A 15,383-nucleotide genomic window follows, 5' to 3' on the forward strand; every position below is an offset into this window, starting at 1 on the left:
CGGCGGGTCACTTTGGAAAAGCCCCAAAGTAACCAAAGGGCTCTTGCCCCACCACTCGGCACCTCGCCTAGGCTCGGTGTGCCCTCTCTCCGGCCAGCGTGGTTTAACGGGGCGCCTAGGATCAAAAGCAGATCAAGATCAAGAGCGGCTCGCTTCGCATCGTGGAGTGGTGTGGGTACCTATGCCAGTCAGTTAAGCGTACACCGCCCTCTGTAGGAGCGAGGGGGGCGCCTAGCTCTTGCTCGCGAAAAACGTCAACGATAACGCGTGCTTCCTGAATAAACGCGGTGCCTGTGAGTTTTTCGCGAGCAAGCTCGCTCCTACAATGGGTATTAGGGCAAGCCTCTCTGCCAACCTTGGGTTCTCAGTGCCCGGCCTCCAGCATGTTTTCCGGGCGTACCCACTGGTCGAACTCTGCGTCGGTGAGGTAGCCCAGTTCCAGCGCCGCTTCCCGCAGGGTCAGCCCTTCGGCATAGGCTTTCTTGGCGATCTGTGCGGATTTGTCATAGCCGATATGCGGGTTGAGGGCGGTCACCAGCATCAGCCCACGTTCCAGGTGTTCGGCCATCTGTTCGGCGTCAGGCTCCAGGCCGGCGATGCAGTGTTCCTGGAAGTTATTGCAGCCATCAGCCAGCAGGCGGATCGATTCCAGCAGGTTGTGGATGATCACCGGCTTGTACACGTTCAACTGCAAATGCCCTTGGCTTGCGGCGATGCCGATGGTCACGTCATTGCCGAGTACCTGGCAGGCCAGCATCGACAGGGCTTCGCACTGGGTCGGGTTGACCTTGCCGGGCATGATCGAACTGCCCGGCTCGTTGGCTGGCAATTTGACTTCTGCCAACCCCGCGCGCGGGCCGGAGCCGAGCAGGCGCAGGTCGTTGGCGAGCTTCATCAGGGCCACGGCGAGGGTTTTCAGTGCGCCGTGCAAGGTCACCAACGGCTCATGGCCGGAGAGGGCGGCGAATTTGTTCGGCGCGGTGACGAACGGCAGTCCCGACAGCGCGGCCAGTTCGGCGGCAATCGCTTCGCCAAAGCCATGGGGGGAGTTGAGCCCGGTGCCCACGGCGGTGCCGCCCTGGGCCAGCTCGCACACGGCGGGCAGGGCGCTGCGGATGGCGCGTTCGGCGTAGTCGAGTTGGGCGATGAACGCCGAGAGCTCCTGGCCGAAGGTGATCGGCGTGGCGTCCATCATGTGGGTGCGGCCGGTCTTGACCAGCTTCATGTGCCGCGCCGCCAGCTCCGCCAGGCCGCCGGACAGCACGGTGATGGCCGGCAACAGCTGCTCGTGCACGGCCTTGACGGTGGCAATGCTCATGGCGGTGGGGAAGCAGTCGTTGGAACTCTGGGAACGGTTGACGTGGTCGTTGGGGTGCACCGGGCTCTTGCCGCCGCGGTTGCCGCCGGCCAGTTCATTGGCGCGGCCGGCAATCACTTCGTTGGCGTTCATGTTGCTCTGGGTGCCGCTGCCGGTCTGCCAGACCACCAGGGGGAACTGGTCGTCGTGCTGGCCGTCGAGAATTTCGTCGGCGGCCTGTTCGATCAGACGGGCAATATCGGCCGGCAGGTCGCCGTTGCGGTCGTTGACCCGGGCGGCAGCCTTCTTGATCAACGCCAGGGCATGCAGCACCGCCAGCGGCATGCGCTGTTCGCCGATGGCAAAATTCACCAGCGAACGTTGGGTCTGGGCGCCCCAGTAAGCGTCATCCGGGACGTGGACTTCTCCCAGGCTGTCGGTTTCGATACGGCTCATCGGGCACACTCCTTCAGGTTCGTTTGCGCAGTTTAGGCTGTGATTGGCCAAGGGGGTTCCCTAAAAGACGTTTCATCGATCAAACCACACCCGACGCGGCCCGGGGTTGAGCCGCGAGGTTTTTTAGGCGCAGAATGGGCGCCCTTGGGGTCTTACCTCGCCAGCTAGAAAAGGAAACTCGATGACTCGTCTTCGTGCCATCTGTACCGCGGTTGCTCTGGTTTGCGCCAGCGGCCAGGTTTTTGCCGATACCGCCAGCCACAACGCCAGTGCCGAAGCCTTCCTTACCCTGGCCCACGCTGACAAGCTGGGTACCCCGGTGTACATGCAAGTGCAACAAATGTTCGCCCAGCGTTTCGAGCAGACCAAGGCGCCTGCCGCCAAACAGTCCGTACTCGACAGCTACCAGGCCAAGGCCAACGCTGCTCTGGACCAGGCCATCGGCTGGCCGAAGCTGAAACCGGACATGGTCAAGCTCTACACCACCAACTTCAGCGAATCGGAGCTCAAGGACCTGGTGGCGTTCTACCAGTCGCCTCTGGGCAAGAAAGTCCTGGAAAAAATGCCGCAGCTGACCCAGCAATCGGCCCAGATGACCCAGGCCAAGCTGGAAAGCGCAGTACCGGTGGTGAACAAGCTGTTGGAAGACATGACCAACGAGCTGGCGCCAAAAGCCGCCGCACCGGCCAAGAAGAAGTAAGCAGCAATGACTATGCAACAGCGTATCGAAACGGCGCTTGCCGCCCTGGCCCCGGATCACTTGAGTGTGCTGGACGAGAGCCACATGCACAGCCGTGGGTTGCAGACCCACTTCAAGGCCGTGCTGGTCAGCCAGCAGTTCGAGGGGCTTAATCGCGTCAAGCGCCACCAGAAGGTCTATGCCACCCTGGGTGACCTGATGAGCGAGTTTCATGCGCTGGCGCTGCATACCTACACGCCTGAGGAATGGGCGAAGGTCGACGCGGCACCGGCTTCGCCGACCTGCGCCGGCGGGCATTGAGCGCAGCCTCGACCCGCGCGAGCGGGTCGGGGCGATGCCAGTACCCGGACACACAAAACATCCTCCAGCACCACCTTGCTTCCCCCCGCATCCCTAGGCTTTCAGGACTACTTATTCAGCAATAAGGTCTTGAGGTCATGTCTTATTCCATCCATCGACACACACCGTCCCTGGCGGCCATCGACCCGCGCGGGTTGATCGTGCGCAACATTGATTACCACCGCGCCAGCGCGGAGGATCAAGCGCAGGTGCGCATTCATCGTCAGGTCTTTGGCAGTACGGGCCTGATGATTGAACAATGGGACCCCCGCCTGTTGCAGTTGTCGCGCTCAAAACCTGGCACTGCGCCCAATCAACGCACGGTTTACAGCCTTGGCGGGCACGCGTTGCGCACCGACAGCGTGGATGCCGGCCGGCGGCTGACGCTTATAGGGCAGGCCGGGCAGGTACTGGACGAATGGGATGGACGGGGCGCTCACCAGGCTCATCACTACGATCGATATCTGCGACCGGTTGCCGTCTTCGAGCAGGCGGCCAGTGACGGGCAAGCGCTGTGCGTCGAGCGTCTTGCCTATGCTTCATCGTCCAGTGAAGAGGCCTCACGCAACCGCTGTGGCCGGGTGGTTCGCCACGATGACGGCGGCGGTTCGCTGTTCCACGAGGCCTATGGGCTGCACGCGGAGGTCACGCAGCAGGCCCGACGTTTTCGACAGGCGGGCGCTGCGTTGGATTGGCCGCAGCCCGATGCACAGCGCGAGGCGCGCCTGGAGGCCGACAGGTTCCAGACCACCATTGGGTTCAATGCGCTGGGTGAGCGCCTGCATCACACGGACGCCAAGGGCAATCGCTTCGACTACACCTACGGCCTTGACGGCCAACCGGCGAGTATCTTTGTAACGCCCAGGGCCGGTGTGCGTACCCAGGTACTGGGCCAGCGCCGTTACAATGCGGCGGGTCAAGTGCTCAGCGAACGCGCCGGCAATGGCGTGGTGCGCGCCATGCAATACCGTGAGTTCGATGGTCGCCTGCGGCAAATGACGGCCCGTTTGCACGCAGGCGCAGTGCTGCAAGACCTGCACTATGAGTATGACAACGTGGGCAACGTCGTGGGCATCGACGACCTTGCCCAGCCGACGCAATGGTCCAGCAACACGCGCATCAGTTCGGCCAGCCTCTACGCGTACGACACGTTATCGCAACTGATCACGGCCACCGGCCGCGAAACCGCCGGCAACACGGGCGGCCCGGCGTTACCGGCAACGGTGGCGTTTGGCTCGACTGACGACAGCGTATGGCGTCGCTACACCCAGCGGTTGCGCTATGACGCTGCCGGCAATCTGCTCGAGTTGCAGCACGTGCCCAGCAGCGGCACAGGCTTCACGCGGCAGATGAGCGTGGCCGCGGGCAGCAATCATTTTCTGCCGCAGGCCGATGGCAAGACCGCACCGGGGTTGGGGCAAGGCTTTGACCGTAATGGCAACCTGCAAGTGTTGGCAGGCGAGCAGAAGATGGACTGGGATGTGCGCAATCAACTGGTGCGCCTGACGCAGGTGCGGCGCGAGGGGGGTAATGACGATCAAGAGCACTACGCCTACGATGCCGCGGGCCAGCGCATTCTCAAGCGTCGGGTCTCCCAGGCCCGTGGCGTGATGCATACCGCCGAGGTGCGCTACCTGCCGGGACTGGAAATCCGCCATGACAGCGCAACGGGTGAGCAACTGAATGTTCTCAACCTCGATGCCGGTACGACCACCGTCCGCGTTCTGCTGTGGGATCGCCACCCTTCGGGAGTGGGTCAGGCCACGCAGATCCGTTATGGCTTGTCGGACCACTTGGGCAGCAATTGCCTGGAACTGGGCGAGCAGGCGCAATTGCTCAGTCAGGAAAGTTATTACCCCTACGGCGGGACCGCGTGGCGGGCGGCGAGAAATGCCAGCGAGGCGAGCTACAGCTTCATCCGTTATTCGGGTAAGGAACGCGATGCCAGCGGGCTGTCCTACTACGGCTTCAGGTATTACGCAGCGTGGTTAGGCCGTTGGATCAGCCCTGACCCGATCGGCGATGCCGATGGCTTGAATCTGTACGCGATGGTCGGCGGTAACCCGGTCACCCACGTCGACGCGCAAGGGCTGGTCGGCGCATCGGCGTTGGACGCGCCCCAGGATAAACAAATACGCAGGCTCTCCTTCAGCCGCAGGCTCGCGACGATGGGGCGGATTATCCGCCCGAGGATACAGGCAGCGTCGTCGGCCGCGATTCGCGATGGTTTATCCACCTATATCGCCAATGTCATCGCGACGGGCGTTGATCTGGCGGTATTCGGCAACCTTGAGCCCACGCCGCAGCGCAATCAGATTGTGCGCTATACCGTCGCGTCGCTGGATGCCCTGACCACGATGCATATGAGCACCGGTGTCGTCGGTAACTGGACACGTCTTGCACCACAGATCGGGGTTATTTCGGCAGCTGTGGCGGGTGTTGGTTACGCCTATCACGCTGACACGCCGAGCGCTCAAGCCGGGGAACGCTGGGACCCCGTGGCGGTGCAGCGATTGAGCGGGCATATCCGCTCGCTCTCCAGGGAACTGGTGCAGCAGATCATGCGTGGGCATGGTACCGGCGCCTCCTGGGGCAGCACACCGCTGCGGGCCAGGGTCGGCCGTACCGCCGGCGCGACGGCGGCATACGCCGTTGCAACGATCGCCAACGCCGTCTACGGCGGGGAAGTGCCTGCGCTGATGCAACCCAATGTGTCACCCGCGATTGAAGCCTACGATGCAGCGATGGGAACGCTTACGCGCAGTGGTCATCCCACGACGGTCCACGATCACCATGGGCTGACCGTGCAGACACCGGACCCTGTTGGGTTGATGCACGGCGGGCTGAGCAGAATGTTCAATCAGGTATGGACGTATTGGGCCGCAACCGGGGTCGAGGCATTGGCCGTGGCGCTGACGGGCCTGCCCCAGGCCGCGCAAAGCCGCACCACGCGAACGATTGTGATGGTGGCGCGCGGCGTGATTGCATCATTGACCGAATGGCGCGGCTTCGTCGTGGCGTTTGCCCGGCGCGGGTACACACACCTGGCGTCGAACTGGCGCGCCGCCCCGCGATCCTGACGGGCGCGCCATCAGGCAGACGATCGTTCCCACGCTCCGCGTGGGAATGCCGCCCTGGACGCTCTGCGTCCGCTCTTGAAGTCGTGACGCAGAGCGTCACAGGCTGCGTTCCCACGCAGAGCGTAGGAACGATCAGCGATCAGTCAGTTCAGCTCTTCATAGGTGTCGTTTTCGTCCTCATTGACGGTGTACCAGGCCCAATAGGTGGTACGCCGCATGAACCCTCCTGCCGTCAGTGTCCGGGTCGGGCGTCCCAGGGGGTCGTACCATTGCCGGTCGCTGTGGCCCAGTTCGCGCATGGCATGGTCATTGACATAGGCGTGGCTGTTGGTGAAGTAGGCGCGGTAGACCCGTATGACCAAGCCCTTGTTGTTGTATTCGACACGTTCGCTGACGCGCCAGCGGGGGGCGGCCTGCACGTGGCGCAGCTGTTTCTTCACGGTGCCGGCGGCATCCGGCACGTCGTCGACCCACAGATCGCCCTTGGCGTCGACCGCGTGGGCCGGGCCCGGTTCGGTCTTTTGCCGGGTCTGCAACGAACGACCGAAGCCATCCCAGCAGGTCAGGGTCATGCGAATCTGGCGTTCGGCATCGCCGGGGTAACGGTCGGCTTGCAACATGAGCCCATGGACCGGCGTGCGGCTGGCCTTGTCGATCAACGCCTTGAGTTGTTTTTCGCTGTCGCCGAGGGTGTGACGAGCAGCACTCAAGCGCGCCCGTGCGCCCATGCGGATATGCCCGCCGGGGAGCAGGTAGGCCTTGCTGATCCACTCGGGCTTGACCAGGGCCAGGTCGATACTGCCCATCCAACTGAACGGGGCGTAGCAGTGCGCGCTGGCCATGTCTTGCAACACGCTGTGCGCCTGTTCGATGGCCGACCCGGGCGTGACATCATGGCGCGGGCGGTCGCTTTGCAGGTCGGCGAAGCCCACCCTGAGGTTCTGTTCATGGCCGTGGAAACTGCTGGCGAGCAACTGCCCGAAACCGTCATAACGCGCTTCTTGAACAGTGCCATTGGGGTCGACGATTTTTGTCGGCAGCAGCAATTGATAGTCGTATTCGGCGGTGGTCACACAGCCGTCGGGTGTTTTTACCAGCAGGGTCTGCAGTGAGTAGGGGTCATACTGGAGTGTCGTTTCGCCGTGAGCCTCGGTGGCCCGCAGCGCCCTCAACCGACAAAACCGGCTGGGCTTGTCATAGCGGGGAAAGTGGCGGCGTATCGACCACAGGCGATTTTGCGCGGGCGCCACCTCGCCGTCGAACAGGAAAAACATCGCCATGGTGTGATAGCCACTGTCGGTGAGCTTTTGCACCAGGTCCACCCTGGGTTGGTTGGGCATGCTCGGAATGTCGTTGTAGACGCTCAGGGCCTGGTCATCCAGCTCGGCGGTTTCCAGGTAGTCAGGCAATGCCTGGGCCGTGGCGACGCCGGGTTCCAGGGTTTTGCCGAAACCACCGGCCTGCCGGTAGTGCTGGCGCGACAAGCCGCTCAGCGTGCGCCCGGCTCCTGCCGCCAACGGCCCGTCGCGGGTGTCGATGAACACCTCATAGGCGATACGCGCTGGGTCCAGCCCACCAGGTGCCGGCGCCTTGCCGAGCACCAGGGCGTTATGTCGTTGGCGGTAGGGCAAGGCCAGACGCCACTGCTGTGTGTGGTCCAGATGAATCGGCTCTGCCAGGGTTTCGCTCAGGTAATAGGACTGTTGCGCGTCGTCATGGGTATCGCGCCACCAGCGCTGCTGGTGCTCATCCACCAGCACGGCGGGCGGCGGACTGGCGGCGGTGGTGCGGCGGGCGTAATGCAGGGTCACGCCATGCACCAGGCAACCATAGGCGTCCCAGCGCAGGTTGATCTGGTGCTGGCAGACCGGATCGTCCGCCACGCCTTCATATTGGTAGCTGATCGACTCCAGGGCCAATGGCAGCAATCGCGCGTAAGGCGTATGGGGGCTGGGCGGCGCCAGTTCACGCACCAGGTAGCGCTGGTGTTTGATGGAATAGGGCACCGCATCGTGCGCCCCGCCCGCCGCCATCACCTCGACCCGCAGCACCACGCCACTGAGTGCGCGGGCCGCCTCGCGTGCCAGCGTCGGCGCAGGATCGCCGACCACGTCGTCATGATGATCCAGCGGCCGTGCCTGGGCCGCGCCCCTGTAGCGGCTGACCAGCGTGCGGCCGAGGGGCTTGGCGTGCGGGTCGTGCGTGCTGCGGCCGAGGCAGGGCATGTCAAGGGATCGTCCGGTATGGAACCAGGTCTTGCTGAGCAAGGGTGCGCTGGAGCCCGGCGTGAGGGGGGCGTCCTTGGGGTTGTCGGTGTCGGTTTGCAGCAACAGCCCGAAGCCACGGAACTCGCGGTCCACACGGTCGTAATACGCCTGGCGGTAGCTCATGCGGCGGGTCAACTGGTTGCCGGTAATTTCATCGCGCTGGGTGTGTTGGCTGGCCAGCAGCAGCGCAAAGGGTAACTGGCTGATCGCGGGCTGACCCTGGGCCTGCAGCTCGCGTTTTTCGTCCAGCCACTCCTGGGCACTGCTGCGATATTTGATCGACGCCTGGGCGCCCATGTTGTTGTCGGTGCGTGTGAGCAGCCAGGGCTTGTGGTTGAAAAAGTCGTAGCGCCAATGAACCGGGGTCTGATGGACAGCCGTCAGGATCAGGCTCGGACAGCCCAGGCCGAGCACATCGACGACGCTGACCTGGCAGTGATCGTCGTACTGCACGCCCTTAGGCCACGGGACTTTGATCGCCTGTGTCTCGAAACCGTTGCCGCCTTTGTTGAGGAAGATGTTCAGGTGCGTGGCGCTCAGGTACAGCAAGTCTGCCGCGCCGCCGCCGTTGAGGTCGACGAGCAGTACATGCGCCGCGTTGAACGTCTGATACCGCAACGGCAATGTGGCCAATACAAACCCCTGGCCAAAACGGCCGCGCCCCAGGTTCGGCCAGCATTTGACTTCGTTGTGGCGGATTCGCACCAGATGCTGTTGACCCGTGGCGAGTACATCGCTGAACGCCACCACTTCGTTGGGCGAAGTGGAAATGACCGGCAAGCTATCGTCAGGCCTGTGCGCCACTTCGGTGGGAGGGGCGAAGCCGGCGGGTCGGCGATTTTCATACAGGCGCACGCTGCGCGGGCCGATCATCGCAAAGTCATGACGGCCTGCCCCCATCAGGTCGGCGAGCAGGCCCTGGGCGTGGAAGAACTCCGAGGGGAAGGCATCGAACGGCGTATAGGCTGACCAGTTGCGCTGTTCGTCCAGGCTGAAAAAACCATGCATTCCGGGACCCGCCACCAACCAGTCCAGACGCCCATCGCCATCCACATCGGCCAGCGCCTGGTGCACGGGCCGGGTGCTGTCGGCGACCGGCACGCGGGTCAACTCCAGCGCCGCGCCGTAGCTCACCTCGTCGCCGGTGCGTGGCTGCTGCGGTCTCAGCGGCTCATGGTAATACCAGCTTTTGTCTACGTGGTACAACACACCGGGCAGGCCTTCGCCATACAGGTCCACCAGTTGATAACGCACGCCGTCATGCAGCCTGGGCAATGCACTGAATGCCTGGTAGCGGCTCGGATCGACCTTGAGCTGGCTCGTCTGGTAAAAGCACTCCAGCGGCGGGCGGCTCACGCAATTGCCCGCGCTGTCGTAGGCCTGCTCATGGACCGCGCTCAGCAGGCTGACATGGCTGGAGGTGCGGTATTCCAGGAGCAGGCGCTTGACCAGCACCGGGTCGGCGCCCATTCGCGCTTCTTTGGGGAAGTGGTGAAACATCAGGATCTGGCTGCAACGGCGCAGGGTGCGTAACTCGAAGCCGTAGGCAAAATCCGAGCAAGGGTCTTGCCGTGCCGGCCAGTCGCGGATTTTGCGATACGTCGGCCGTTGATCCAGTTCAAGGGCACGTTCGCCGTAATCGAACAGCAATTGAAAGTGCCAGCCCCTGTCCGGTTTATCGTCGGTCTGCCAGAGGTAAAGCTGCTCCTGCTCCCTGGCGCTGAAGTTGGCATAGCAGACACTGTCCAGGTAATGCCGGGCGCGGCAGTCCCTGGGGTAGCGCGTGGTGTCGGTTTCTTTGGTGTAGTGATAATAAATGTGCTCGCCGTGGGCATTCAGGCTTTCCTGCAACAACCATTGCGCCACATGCTGCGCCTGGTCCGGATCGGCAATCCGGGCCAGCGGGGTTTTTCCGTAGAAGTGCTGACTGCCATCGGCAGCGCGCAGCAACCAGAAGCCCGCCGTGTCGATTGCCGATTGCCAGTGTTCGATACGGTCGAAGCGGGTTTCGACCCTGGGGAAGTGGCGAGTAACCGTATACTCGCGCGGCAGTGGCAAGCCATTGAAGGATGTAAGGGGGCTGCTGATGATCGCTCCCTCGGCGTCGCGCTCCGGCAGCCAGATTTGCCCGTCGGGGCCCACCAATGCATCGTCCACCGTGTACCCCGGCACGCCATGGGAGGTGCGTCGGCTGACGGCGCCCAGGTGCACGCCCCAGCCCAGGCCGAAGGGACCGTTACCGGCGCCGCTCTGGTAGGTCAGCGACAGGGCTGGCGTATAGCCGCGCGCGGGCGAAATCGGCAACGCAATCTCAAGGCTTGCCGTACCACTGGAACCGATATCGCCCCAGCCCTTGCCGGTGCCCTGGATAGCGGCACCGCCCTTGGGCATTGCCGGGGTATTGACCTGCAGGTTGTGAGTGGCGTCGCTCATGCCTGGCCCCCGCCGGCAGCGGCCGCCCTGGCGGTGTAGCGCAGGTGAATGACAATATCGTTGATGGATTCCAGCACGGCTTTCTGCCGGTCCGGGTTGGGAAACTCCAGGGTCCAGTCGGAAATGGCCCCGGTGTATTCGAACGGCAAGTAACGCTCGTTGCTGTCGAACGTGAGCGTGAACAGGCCGTTGTCGTCCAGCCCGGTGGAAAGGGCGATTTGCTGATGGGCACGCATGTCCGTGCGCAGCTCGCCCGTGGGCAGTTCGATGTCGTTGCGGGTCTGGGTCAGTATCGCCTTGATGTCTTCATAGGGGCCCAGCGTCGCGGGCAACGATACGCTGATGCCTTTGATCCGGCGCAGGATGTGCCGGGGGTAATCCTCCTCAAACAGGGCGGCGGGCAATTTGAAACAGAGCCTGCCTTTGCTGACCAGTTGCAGTTTGAGGCGTGTCCATTTGTCTTCAGGGCCGGAGGGCGGCGACTGGGAGGTGCCGGGCGAGGCGACCTCGCACTCGTTCAGGCGGTGACGCAGTGAAATGGTTTTGACGATCTCCAGGTCCCGCACGTTATGGTTCAAATAGGCCGTGTTCATGTTCAACAACGACAGCTTCAGCGCTTCGCCCGCCAGATAGCCACGGTAGTTGTTGTTCCAGGCGCCGGGCTGGATAAACGTGCGCTCATGGTCGGCTATCTCGTACTGCCAGCACGCCTGGGCGGTGCGGCACAGGGAGAGGCCAAGGTCATAGAGCTGATAGTAGAACTTGCTCAACTGGGCATTGAGCCAGTCATACAGCTGCGCCTTGGAAAAGCGCTTGGCCAGCAATTGATAGGTCGACCAGGCCTGGGCCAGGGAGGTCTCGGCCAGGCGCAATTGCAGGCGCGTGGCTTTTTCCTGCTCGGCATAGGCTTGTAGTTGGGCATCGACCTGGGCCAGTTCGAGTCGGGCCTGATCCTGGGCATGGGCCCACTCCTGCGCCCGGCGGTTGAATTGCTCGGAGCGATCCAGGTCGGCGGCGTCGCCACGCAGCGCGGTGGCAGCGCCCTGGGCCAAGGCTTGGGCGGCATAGAACGGCCCTTCCCAGCGCGAGCCGCCGACACTGGTGCCGAAGATATTCGGCGCCACCATCGCGATGCCGGCCCCTACGGCGGCGGCCGAAGCAGCGGTGTCGAACCCGCTGCTGAGCAGGTAGAGCCAGCCGGCGTGGGACTCCCCGGCGCTGATGCCTTCGGTGAGCTGGTGTGCGTAGTAGTGCATCCGCGACTCGATCATGCGGCGACTGGCGTCGAGTGCCTCCCGGTTCTTCCCGTCGATCTGCAACGCCTGGGTCTGCTGGGTCACGACGATGTTGGCCAGGTCCCACGCTTGTTGTTGCTGTAACTCCAGATATTCCGCCTGTTCCTTGCGTTCAATCAGGCTCAGCAGCGTATTGCCGAGTTGGATCACCGCTTCGGTGGCCGTGAGCGCGTGGCCCAGCATGACCTGGAAGCGATAATGGCCGACCTGCGCATCCATGAACGGCGCTGCCGCGCTTTCGCTGAAAGCCCCTTTGCCCTGGCTGGCCAATAACTTCAGCGGCGACAGCGGGGCCGCGTAGAGCGCCAGGCGCAAGGGGCTGCCGGTGATGTCAAGATTGTGCCGCAGGTTATGCAGACGGCTTTCGAGCTTGTCCCAGCGCGCCACCAGCTCGGTGTTGAAAGGCAGGCACAGGTTGTCGGTGTCCGTCAGCGAAGCCGGTGCATCGCCTTCGACCGACAGGTTGATGTCCACGGTGGGGTGGGTTTGCTCAAGTCTTTTCAGCGCTTGAGAACCCTGCGTTGCCAACGTGGCAAGGGTGATTTGCGCCCAGGGTTCAGCGGTGGTGACCTTGGGGCGTGGGCCAAGGAAATGGTGGGCTCGGGTGTACCAGAGCTTGGCTTGGGTCAGGCTGTCCGGGGTGAGCTGGCGATAGTCCGCATCGCCGCGATTGATCAGGATGTCCAGGTAAAACAGGTAGATCGCCTTGCGAAAATACACGGGGGCGCGTGTCGCCAGTTCATGGGGATCGTGGCTGGTGTGACCAGGCAGGCGTTCTTCACGGGCGAGTTCGCGCAATCCCCAAAAGGCGGGCCGGTCGTTGGCGGCATCGGCTGCTCGCCCCGGGTCGAACAGGTAGCTGATCCAGACCTGAGCTTCGACATACTGCTGCTCCTGATTCAGGCGATGGGCGATCAGCCAGGGCACGTACAGGAACAGCTCCCAGAAGTACTTGCCGTTGGCTCCCCGGAAGTCAATGCCTTGCGCTTTACCCTCGGGGGTGAGTGGAGGTTCTTGCCAGGTCTCTGGCGTTAACGAGAACAGGTGTTCAAGGCTGACATTTGCCGCCTGCACCAGCTTTGCGGCAAAGCAGGTATTCATGCGCAGGGTGGCGGGCAGGCCGGCAGGCAGGCTTGCCCCGCTATTGGAGAAGTCGATGAATTCAGCGGTGCCGATTCTGTCCGACTCAAGCCTTCTGATCGTCGGCGCCAGTTGAGGGTTGAGCATGGGCTCAGAAGCCGATGTTGTCAGTTTCAGGACCGCCGCATTCAACGCATAGCCGAGGATTTTCGTGCCGTCTTTCTCGGGCTCAAGGGTGACCACGCCATGGATCAGGGTGAGGCCGGAGGTCATCTGCTCCTGTGTCACCGGAATGCGCGTCGTGACCCGATGCCCGGCCGGTAATTCGGCACTCGATCCGGTGAGGCTTTCGTGGGCCGTGTCCTGGAAGTTGATGATGCGATGAGAGTTGGCGTTAATGGTCTCGGTAAAGGGGTAGTCTTTGAAGTTCGCACTCATGATGACGTGTTTAAAGGCGCGCAAGTGGGGCGTGGTCACTTTTGCCTTTTTGGTCAGCAACACATTCTGTGAATGCAGCTTGTTGATTTTATTCTCGGGCTCGGAAAAAGCGCCGTAACGGTTAAGGGTGAAATCGAAGAGTTTGTTTGTGTATAAATTGACGAAGGCGTCTTTTTCGATGAAATGACCTTCCAACAATAGGGTGTCTGGCTCTGTTGCGGTTGTTATATGAGTAAACAATGCGCCGTCAGCATGATGTACAGCATTGGGGAACTCTTCCTGCGTGATCGAATTTCTAAAATACAGTGCGTAAAAGTTGGTTTTCAACGCTGTCGATACACCGGTAATTTTTGACCCCTTGCTCAGTTTAAGCTGAGTCGTTGTCGGGTCATCCAGCGCATCATGGGTGATCAGCGTAATGGTCGCACCCTGCAGTTTGTTTATTGTGACGGTGTACGGCTGCTGGAAGCGGTCACTGAGTGTCGAAGAGAACACGAGTTCATGGGTGTTTGAATCAAAAAAAACCTGAGTGCGGTCGGTGTCCTTTATTTTTGTCTGGTTGTTTTCATGGTTCCAATGCGCTTTGTCCTGGAAAATCTTCTGCGATGCTATGGAAATAGTGTAGTCGGGCGTGGGCGTTATTTTGAACTGCAAGTTGCCCTGGTTCTTGTGCGCAAAGAGCGCGAGAAAGTGCCGCGCGCTGTCAGGCAGCAATTCGCTGTAATACCCGTTGGGACTGTGCGTCTGGCCCTTGAGTATGGCCTGCACTTTGGTCTTCTGGGACGGATCGAAGGGTTCCAGCAGCCGGTTTATTTCTTCGTCCACGTCTGAGTCGGGCAGCACGCTGTAGCGCTCGGGGCTACCGCCATCGGCGACGGTGGTGATGTTGAAAGACTGGTCGATATGCACGGCCTGGAAGAATTTGCCGATGAAATTATCCTGCTGTTTGGGATCTTTGCGGCTGGTGGCGAGGACACTTAAAAAAAGCGCAGGGGTGCTGTTGTCATCAACGATCGCCACCGTTTGCGTAATGCTTTTGAGGAGCTCGGAGGTCGAGGCGTTGACGTCTTCGGTCGCGCAGTATTTCTCAATGCACGCTTGGGGTGCGCTCCAACTGCCATCGTGTTTTTCATACGAAAAGTTGAGCCGGAATTGGACGTAGTGGGTATTGATCCAGTCGGCCAGGAGTTCCTTTTTCTCTGAATCCCATCGCGCCGGCTTGAACGAACTGCTTGGGGTGGGTTTGATGCACTCGGCCCAGATGAAAAATAGTCGGCTATTGAAATACACCGGTCGGATGCTTTGCTCGGCGGTAGCGTCGGAGACCGACAGGTTGATTTTTTTCCAGTCCGACCAGGCGTCCTGCAACAGCACCGCGCCGGCGCGCCTGGACAGGTCCAGGGAGCGCCAGTAATAGGTGTTCCCGGAGCTCGATTTGCCGATGAAGTAATAAGTGCCGCGATGCAGGTTGCTCAAGTCTGCGTCGATATAGCCGTTGATCGTGCGTATGTTGGCGGTTTCCTCGAACCGGGCCAGGTAACTCTGAACCGCCGTGACGACGGCGTCGGCTTGAATTCGGTATTGGCTGAGATCGTTTTCCAACTGTTGAAAACTGTCGGTCTTGTCACGCCGTAACGTCGGGTCCAGATAGTTGGCCGGGTGGTAGCGCAATTGCTGGCTGGCATTCCAGAGCGGGTAGCTGTGCAATTGTTCGCGCCAGACCTTGCTCTGTTGCGCGGTCATGCCCTGATGTTCATAGCCCGGCTCAAGGCCCAGTTGAATACGGGTGATGTATTGCTGCAGGCTGGAAACGGCACAGGCGACCGGGCTGGTCGGCACGGCCTGGCTGACTTGCACGTCGAGTAACCAATACGCGTAAAGGTCATCGGCCGTGCTGAGTCTGGCTTTGAGGGCGCGAGGTACCTTATGGGTGAGGTAGTACGCGAGCATGGCGTCGCGCAGGCTTTCATTAAGCTGGTGGTCAAGCGAATGCGACAT

6 protein-coding genes are annotated in these 15,383 nt (G+C 61.7%); 3 read left to right on the forward strand and 3 right to left on the reverse strand.

What is annotated here, in order from left to right:
* Positions 1-364: 364 nt before the first annotated feature.
* Complete coding sequence (locus tag BFP93_RS26020) at positions 365-1,753, reverse strand: class II fumarate hydratase (RefSeq protein WP_065895472.1); 1,389 nt, start codon at positions 1,751-1,753, stop codon at positions 365-367.
* A 181-nt stretch (positions 1,754-1,934) separates the two neighbouring features.
* Between BFP93_RS26020 and BFP93_RS26025 the strand changes: the two genes are divergently transcribed.
* The 3 genes from BFP93_RS26025 (at position 1,935) to BFP93_RS26035 (ending at position 5,872) form a co-directional block, all read left to right on the forward strand.
* The gene (locus tag BFP93_RS26025) at positions 1,935-2,453 is read left to right on the forward strand and encodes a DUF2059 domain-containing protein (RefSeq protein ID WP_003175221.1); all 519 of its coding nucleotides are present in this window, start codon (positions 1,935-1,937) and stop codon (positions 2,451-2,453) included.
* Positions 2,454-2,459: 6 nt separating this feature from the next.
* Entirely contained in the window at positions 2,460-2,753 is a 294-nt protein-coding gene (locus tag BFP93_RS26030) for a BolA family protein (protein WP_065895473.1), read from the forward strand.
* A gap of 137 nt (positions 2,754-2,890) precedes the next feature.
* Complete coding sequence (locus tag BFP93_RS26035; protein ID WP_065895474.1) at positions 2,891-5,872, forward strand: RHS repeat-associated core domain-containing protein; 2,982 nt, start codon at positions 2,891-2,893, stop codon at positions 5,870-5,872.
* Positions 5,873-6,015: 143 nt separating this feature from the next.
* Here BFP93_RS26035 and BFP93_RS26040 read toward each other — a convergent pair whose 3' ends face one another.
* Positions 6,016-10,572, reverse strand: a complete 4,557-nt coding sequence (locus BFP93_RS26040; RefSeq protein WP_065895475.1) for a SpvB/TcaC N-terminal domain-containing protein — start codon at positions 10,570-10,572, stop codon at positions 6,016-6,018.
* Positions 10,569-15,383, reverse strand: a complete 4,815-nt coding sequence (locus BFP93_RS26045) for a Tc toxin subunit A-related protein (RefSeq protein ID WP_065895476.1) — start codon at positions 15,381-15,383, stop codon at positions 10,569-10,571. The genes BFP93_RS26040 and BFP93_RS26045 overlap by 4 nt, the downstream gene beginning before the upstream one ends.

The sequence above is a fragment of the Pseudomonas sp. 44 R 15 genome (assembly GCF_900004965.1).
Lineage (GTDB): Bacteria > Pseudomonadota > Gammaproteobacteria > Pseudomonadales > Pseudomonadaceae > Aquipseudomonas > Aquipseudomonas orientalis_A.

Coding starts and splice junctions, on each gene's coding strand:
- BFP93_RS26020 (WP_065895472.1), bottom strand. CDS start 1,753: ATGAGCCGTATCGAAACCGACAGCCTGGGAGAAGTCCACGTCCCGGAT.
- BFP93_RS26025 (WP_003175221.1), top strand. CDS start 1,935: ATGACTCGTCTTCGTGCCATCTGTACCGCGGTTGCTCTGGTTTGCGCC.
- BFP93_RS26030 (WP_065895473.1), top strand. CDS start 2,460: ATGACTATGCAACAGCGTATCGAAACGGCGCTTGCCGCCCTGGCCCCG.
- BFP93_RS26035 (WP_065895474.1), top strand. CDS start 2,891: ATGTCTTATTCCATCCATCGACACACACCGTCCCTGGCGGCCATCGAC.
- BFP93_RS26040 (WP_065895475.1), bottom strand. CDS start 10,572: ATGAGCGACGCCACTCACAACCTGCAGGTCAATACCCCGGCAATGCCC.
- BFP93_RS26045 (WP_065895476.1), bottom strand. CDS start 15,383: ATGTCGCATTCGCTTGACCACCAGCTTAATGAAAGCCTGCGCGACGCC.